Annotated in this window: 7 protein-coding genes; 6 read left to right on the plus strand and 1 reads right to left on the minus strand. The window is 28.1% G+C overall.

The annotated features are described in order from the left end of the window. Positions 1–213 precede the first annotated feature (213 nt). From ACRCYC_RS13435 to ACRCYC_RS13460, 6 genes are read left to right on the plus strand one after another with little or no spacing between them, the layout of a single operon-like run. The gene (locus ACRCYC_RS13435) at positions 214–858 is read left to right on the plus strand and encodes a histidine phosphatase family protein (protein ID WP_438619647.1); all 645 of its coding nucleotides are present in this window, start codon (positions 214–216) and stop codon (positions 856–858) included. 12 nt (positions 859–870) lie between these two features. Continuing rightward, the gene (locus ACRCYC_RS13440; protein WP_438619648.1) at positions 871–2,076 is read left to right on the plus strand and encodes an NAD(P)/FAD-dependent oxidoreductase; all 1,206 of its coding nucleotides are present in this window, start codon (positions 871–873) and stop codon (positions 2,074–2,076) included. Then, the gene (gene aroH, locus ACRCYC_RS13445) at positions 2,076–2,441 is read left to right on the plus strand and encodes a chorismate mutase (RefSeq protein WP_438619649.1); all 366 of its coding nucleotides are present in this window, start codon (positions 2,076–2,078) and stop codon (positions 2,439–2,441) included. Before ACRCYC_RS13440 ends, aroH begins: the two co-directional genes overlap by 1 nt. Positions 2,442–2,452: 11 nt before the next feature. Next, positions 2,453–3,100: a (d)CMP kinase gene (cmk, locus tag ACRCYC_RS13450; protein WP_438619650.1), complete on the plus strand. Its 648-nt coding sequence runs from the start codon at positions 2,453–2,455 to the stop codon at positions 3,098–3,100. A 19-nt stretch (positions 3,101–3,119) separates the two neighbouring features. Then, positions 3,120–3,719, plus strand: coding sequence for a lysophospholipid acyltransferase family protein (locus tag ACRCYC_RS13455; protein ID WP_438619651.1), 600 nt, complete (start codon positions 3,120–3,122; stop codon positions 3,717–3,719). A 12-nt stretch (positions 3,720–3,731) separates the two neighbouring features. Beyond that, positions 3,732–4,571, plus strand: coding sequence for a 4-hydroxy-3-methylbut-2-enyl diphosphate reductase (locus ACRCYC_RS13460; protein ID WP_438619652.1), 840 nt, complete (start codon positions 3,732–3,734; stop codon positions 4,569–4,571). A gap of 35 nt (positions 4,572–4,606) precedes the next feature. Here the strand turns inward: ACRCYC_RS13460 and ACRCYC_RS13465 are convergent, their stop codons facing one another. Next, positions 4,607–5,833, minus strand: coding sequence for an aminopeptidase (locus tag ACRCYC_RS13465; protein ID WP_438619653.1), 1,227 nt, complete (start codon positions 5,831–5,833; stop codon positions 4,607–4,609). Positions 5,834–5,901: the final 68 nt, after the last annotated feature.

Consider the following 5,901-nt stretch of genomic DNA (forward strand, 5'->3'; position numbering starts at 1 on the left):
CCTATACCTAATAATAAATTAGTTGTCATAAATAGAATTATCAAATATTTTAATTTATGATTCATGCTATAAAACTCCTTTATGATTATTCTAGTTATATGTTATCCTTAAATGAATATTTGTATGTTTAAGTTTTTAATTTTGTCAAATTATGATATAATAAAATTTTGATAAGCGCTAAAACTAAAGACATATAAATATAGGAGGATACTTATGGCAAATACATTTTATATAGTTAGACACGGTCAAACTAATTGGAATATTTTGGGCAAAACGCAAGGTCATGGTAATTCAGATTTAACAAATAAAGGAATAGAACAAGCAACTGAATTAGCTGATAGTTTAGTTGAAAATCACAATATAGATTTTATTTTTTCAAGTGATTTAGGAAGAGCTGTTCAAACGGCAGATATACTTAGCGATAGATTAGGTATTAAAGTAAAAAAAACAACTGCACTTAGAGAGATGGGATTTGGAAAATGGGAAGGACTATTAATAGATGAAATTAAAACCCATTATGGAGACATTTACAAAACTTGGAGAAATGAACCTCACTTAGTGGAAATTCCAGATGGAGAAACCTTACATATAATTAAAGAACGAATAGATAAATTTATAAGTGAACTTAATACAAAATATGAAAATAAAAATATATTACTTGTAACACATTCTGTAACGGTTAGAGTAATGCTTTTATCTTTCTTAAATTCAGGAATGGAAAATATATATAGAATTAAACAAGACAATACGGCTTTAAACATAGTAGATTATAGAGACTATGGACCAGTTATCATAAAAATGAATGATACTACTCATATAAAAAACAATGAAAAAATTAACAACTCAGCACTTGAGTAAGGAGATATAATTATGTCAAAAGTTATAGTTGTTGGAGGCGGACCCGCTGGTATAATGGCCGCAATATCAGCCTCAAAACAAAACGAAGTAATATTAATAGAAAAAAACAATGAAATAGGAAAAAAGTTAAGACTTACTGGTGGTGGAAGATGTAACATTACGAATAATAGAAATATAGAAGATTTTTTTGATAAAGTAGTTAATAATAAAAAGTTTTTATATAGTTCTTTTTATACTTTTTCAAACTATGACTTATTACAATACTTTAGTAAAAATAATTTAGAGTACAAGGTAGAATATGATGAAAAGGTCTATACAAAATCAGATGAAGCAAATGAAGTAATAGAGGTTCTTAGAAATGATCTTTTAAAAAACAAAGTTGACATAATGTATAATACTACGGTATGTGATTTAATAATAGAAAATAGTGAAGCTAAGGGTATTACAACTAACAAAGGAGAAAAGTTATACTGTGATAAACTTATAGTAACAACAGGTGGAAAAAGTCATCCTGCTACAGGGTCTGATGGTGCTATGTTTGAAATATTAAAAAAATATGGACATACTATAAAACCATTATATCCTGCACTGATACCGTTAGTTACAACAGAAAGCTTTGTTAAAAATCTTCAAGGTGTATCTATGAAAGAAGTAGTAATAAAAAGTAAAATTAAAAAGAAGAAGATAGAAATTCAAGGAGATATGATATTTACTCACTTTGGTATATCAGGTCCCGGCGTTTTAAAATTTTCTTCCTATATAAATAAAGCACTAGATAATTCAGAAGTAGAAGTAACATTAGACTTTTTACCTCAAACTTCAAAGGATGAAATTTCTAAAATAATAAGAGAAAATCCAAATAAAAATATTCTTACAAATTTAAAAGGCGTGTTGCCACAGAACTTTGTAAAAGAAATTTTAAGTTTACTTGATTTGAGTGAAACTAAACCTAATGAACTAAAAAAAGAAGATGAATTTAAAATTATAGAATATATAAAAGAAATGAAATTAACTGTGTCCGAGATGCTAACTATTAAAGCCGCTATGGTAACTAGTGGTGGTGTTAGTGTAAAGGAAATAAATGCATCAAATATGGAATCAAAATTAATTAAAAATTTATTCTTTGCTGGAGAAGTTATGGATGTGGATGCTGAAACAGGAGGGTACAACCTTCAAATAGCTTTTTCAACAGGATATTTAGCAGGAAGTGATTATTAGTGAGAGTATTAGCAATTAGAGGAGCTACTACAGTTAAGAATAACTCTACAGAAGAAATTTTAAATGAAACTAAAGTAATGGTTGAGACCATTATAAGCGCTAATGATTTGAATATAGATGATATAATAAGTATGATATTTACAATGACAAGTGACTTAGATTCAGTATATCCGTCTGTAGCGGTTAGAGATATACTAAGTATTTTAGATACTCCGTTACTTAATTTTGAAGAAAAATATATTCAAGGTAGCTTGAGAAAATGTGTCCGAGTTATGATTAATATAAATAGTAATAAGAAAAAAACTGAAATTAAACATATATATCTAAATGAAGCTAAAAATTTAAGACCTGATATAAGTGAATAGGAGTGAATAATATGAAAAACTTAGTAATAGCAGTAGATGGACCAGCAGGTGCAGGTAAGAGTACAATAGCAAAAATTATAGCTGATAAATTAAATATCAATTATATAGATACAGGTGCTATGTATAGAGCGATAACGTATAAGGTTATTACAAATGATATAGATATAAATGATGAAGACTCAATAGTTGAAATAGCTAAAAAAAGCGAAATAGATTTTAAAGACAATAATATATACTTAGACGGTAAAATTTTAAAAGAAGAAATAAGAACACCACAAGTGACTAATAATGTATCTAATGTTGCTCAAATAAAAGATGTTCGATATTTAATGGTTGATGTACAAAGAGAGATAGGAAATAGAAATTCTGTTATACTAGATGGAAGAGACATAGGTTCGTATGTATTTCCAAATGCAGACTATAAGTTCTTTTTAGTAGCTTCTCCTGAAGAGAGAGGCGAGAGAAGATATAAAGAACTTATAAAAAAAGGATATGATACTACTTTGGAAGAAGTTATTAATGATGTTATAAGAAGAGATAAGATAGATTCCAATAGAAAATTTGCACCACTAGTTAAAGCTCATGATGCAATTGAGATTGATACTACAGGAAAAGATATAGATACGGTAGTCGAATCTGTTATAAGCAAAATAAAGTAGTGTTTGAAGGGAGATTAATGTGAAATTTTATAATTTTGTAACGGGCGTTTTAAGAGTTTTCTCAAGCATCTTTTTTAAATTTGAGATAGTCGGAATGGATAATATTCCAAAAGAAGGGTCTATTATATTAGCTGCAAACCACCGATCTAACTTAGACCCAGTATTTTTAGCTGCTTCTATGCATAAAAATAGACCGATTCGAGCAGTTGCTAAAAAAGAATTGTTTAATATAAAGCTATTAGGATATATATTAAATAAACTAAATGTTATTCCTGTCGATAGAGAGAACCCTACAGCATCCACTGTGAAAAATATACTGAAAGTATTAAGAAGTGGTGGGTGTTTAGGTATGTTTCCAGAAGGTACTAGAAATAAAGGAACAGGATTTTTAGAAGCTAAAGCAGGACTAGGTATGTTTGCTATAAAAGGTAAATCTTTGGTTGTTCCTATATCAATAATAAGTTCTTATAAGATTTTTAATAAAGTAACTATATATATAGATAAACCTATATCATTTGAAGAATATTATAAAGAAAAATTAACTACGGATGATTACCAAAGATTATCACAAAACGTATTAGAAGTAATAAAGGATAACTATATTAAATATGCTAAATAAGGAGAACTTTAAATGCAAGTTAAAATAGCTAAAAATGCTGGTTTTTGTTTTGGAGTTAAAAGAGCTATGAAAATGGCTTGGGATGAGTTGCAAAAAAGAGAAGATGGTATTTATGCACTTGGTCCACTTATACATAATAAACAAGCAGTTTTAAAATATGAGGAAAATGGACTTAAAACAATAAATGAAGTTAATGATGTTCCAATATCGAATAGTATGATAATAAGAAGCCATGGAGTAGGGGAGAGAGTATATATAGAATCTAAATCCAAATCTTTAAATATTATAGATACTACATGTCCATTTGTGAAAAAAATTCATGAAATAGCAAAAAGACATTATATGAATGGATATAAAATAGTAGTTATAGGAGATGCTAATCATCCTGAAGTTATAGGTATAAATGGATGGTGCAACAATGAAGCTCTTATAATAAAAACACTTGATGATTTAGAAAATATAGAACTTGATAAATCTAAAAAATATTGTGTGGTAGCTCAAACTACTATAAATATCGATTTATACAATAAAATAATAGAGTGTCTTTCCAATGATTTAGATGAAGTTGTTTTCAATAATACTATATGCTCAGCAACTAAAGTAAGACAAGAAGCTGCAAAAGAAATATCTCAAGATGTTGATATGATGGTAGTGGTTGGTGGTAAGCATAGTTCTAATACTCAAAAATTAGTTCAAATTTGCATGCAATATGTACCTACTTTAGCTATAGAAACGGTAGCTGAATTAAATGAAGATGATTTTAAAGGTTTCAATAATGTTGGTTTAACAGCTGGAGCTTCAACACCAGATTGGATAATAGAAGATGTTATAACATATATAAAAGCATTATAAATAAAAAGATAGGCTACAAATGTAACCTATCTTTTTTATGCCCAATTTCCATTTTTAAATATTTCTATTTGTTTATTATCGTGAGTAATAGCAGTTATATTCATATCTTTTGAACCTATCATAAAATCTTCATGAGTTATACTATCGTTTATTCCGTAATTATCCATAGAACTCTTAGGTATATCACTTCCGTTTTCTATGCTTGTTTTATATGCAGATCCTAGAGCTAAATGACAAGAGGCGTTCTCATCATATAAAGTAGTATAATAAACTATTCCTGTATTAGATATAGGTGAGTTATTTTCAACCAGGGCAACTTCTCCTAGAAAACATGATCCTTCATCTAATTCAATTAAAGATTTTAATGACTCGTATCCAATATTGGCAGTATAATCTACTACTTTTCCATCTTTAAATGTTAAGGTAAAGTCATCTATTATAGTACCGTTATATATAAAAGGTTTAGTATTTGATACAATACCATTCACTTTATACTTATGGGGTAATGTATATACTTCCTCTGTGGGCATATTAGCATTAAATTCTATACCATTAGAATCTTTACTAGCTCCGCCTGCCCATATATGGCCTATAGGTAATTCTATATGTAAATCAGTTTTATCGGATTTAAAATGCATAGATTTTAGATTATTTTTATTTAGAAACTCTACTTTTTCATTAAGTTTATAGTTATGATCTTTCCATGATTTTACAGGATCATTTTTGTCTATTCTAGTACATTTAAATATATAATCCCATAATTTATCAACAGCTTCATCTTCATTTAAATCAGTAAATACTTTCGATGCCCATTCCTTACTAGGAACAGATACTATAGTCCATCGTATTTTATCAGTAATTATAGCTTCTCTCCATAAAGGTATGTTTTTATTATAAGCTTTACTACTTCTTTTCATCCTTGATTGATCAACATCTTTGAATATTGTAGGATTAGATGAATCTATATTTATTATACAAGCTCCATTATCCAACAAATAATTGTATTTTTCTATTTTCCAATTAGGAAACTCATCAAATATACATTCTGGAGCTTTAAGATATCGAATTAAAGAACATTCTTCATCAGTCCATTCGATTTCGACCTCCTTAGCGCCTAACTCATATGCTATGTCAACTATTTTTCTTGCAAAGTGTTTGCAAGATATAGGGGCTCTTAAAAGTAGTATTTGATCTTTTTGTAAATTAACACCTACCTCTACAGCGAGTTGAGCATATTTATTTAATTTATTTTCAAAATTCATATTATCCTCCTTATATGTTTTCTTAATTAAATTATATAATAAGTTACATTATTATGGTTAAATTAGTA

The organism is Paraclostridium sp., from assembly GCF_051657365.1.
GTDB lineage: Bacteria > Bacillota > Clostridia > Peptostreptococcales > Peptostreptococcaceae > Paraclostridium.

Bases quoted from the DNA above. Each gene is read 5' to 3' on its own strand.
- ACRCYC_RS13435 (WP_438619647.1), top strand. From the start codon at position 214: ATGGCAAATACATTTTATATAGTTAGACACGGTCAAACTAATTGGAAT.
- ACRCYC_RS13440 (WP_438619648.1), top strand. From the start codon at position 871: ATGTCAAAAGTTATAGTTGTTGGAGGCGGACCCGCTGGTATAATGGCC.
- ACRCYC_RS13465 (WP_438619653.1), bottom strand. From the start codon at position 5,833: ATGAATTTTGAAAATAAATTAAATAAATATGCTCAACTCGCTGTAGAG.
- cmk (WP_438619650.1), top strand. From the start codon at position 2,453: ATGAAAAACTTAGTAATAGCAGTAGATGGACCAGCAGGTGCAGGTAAG.
- ACRCYC_RS13460 (WP_438619652.1), top strand. From the start codon at position 3,732: ATGCAAGTTAAAATAGCTAAAAATGCTGGTTTTTGTTTTGGAGTTAAA.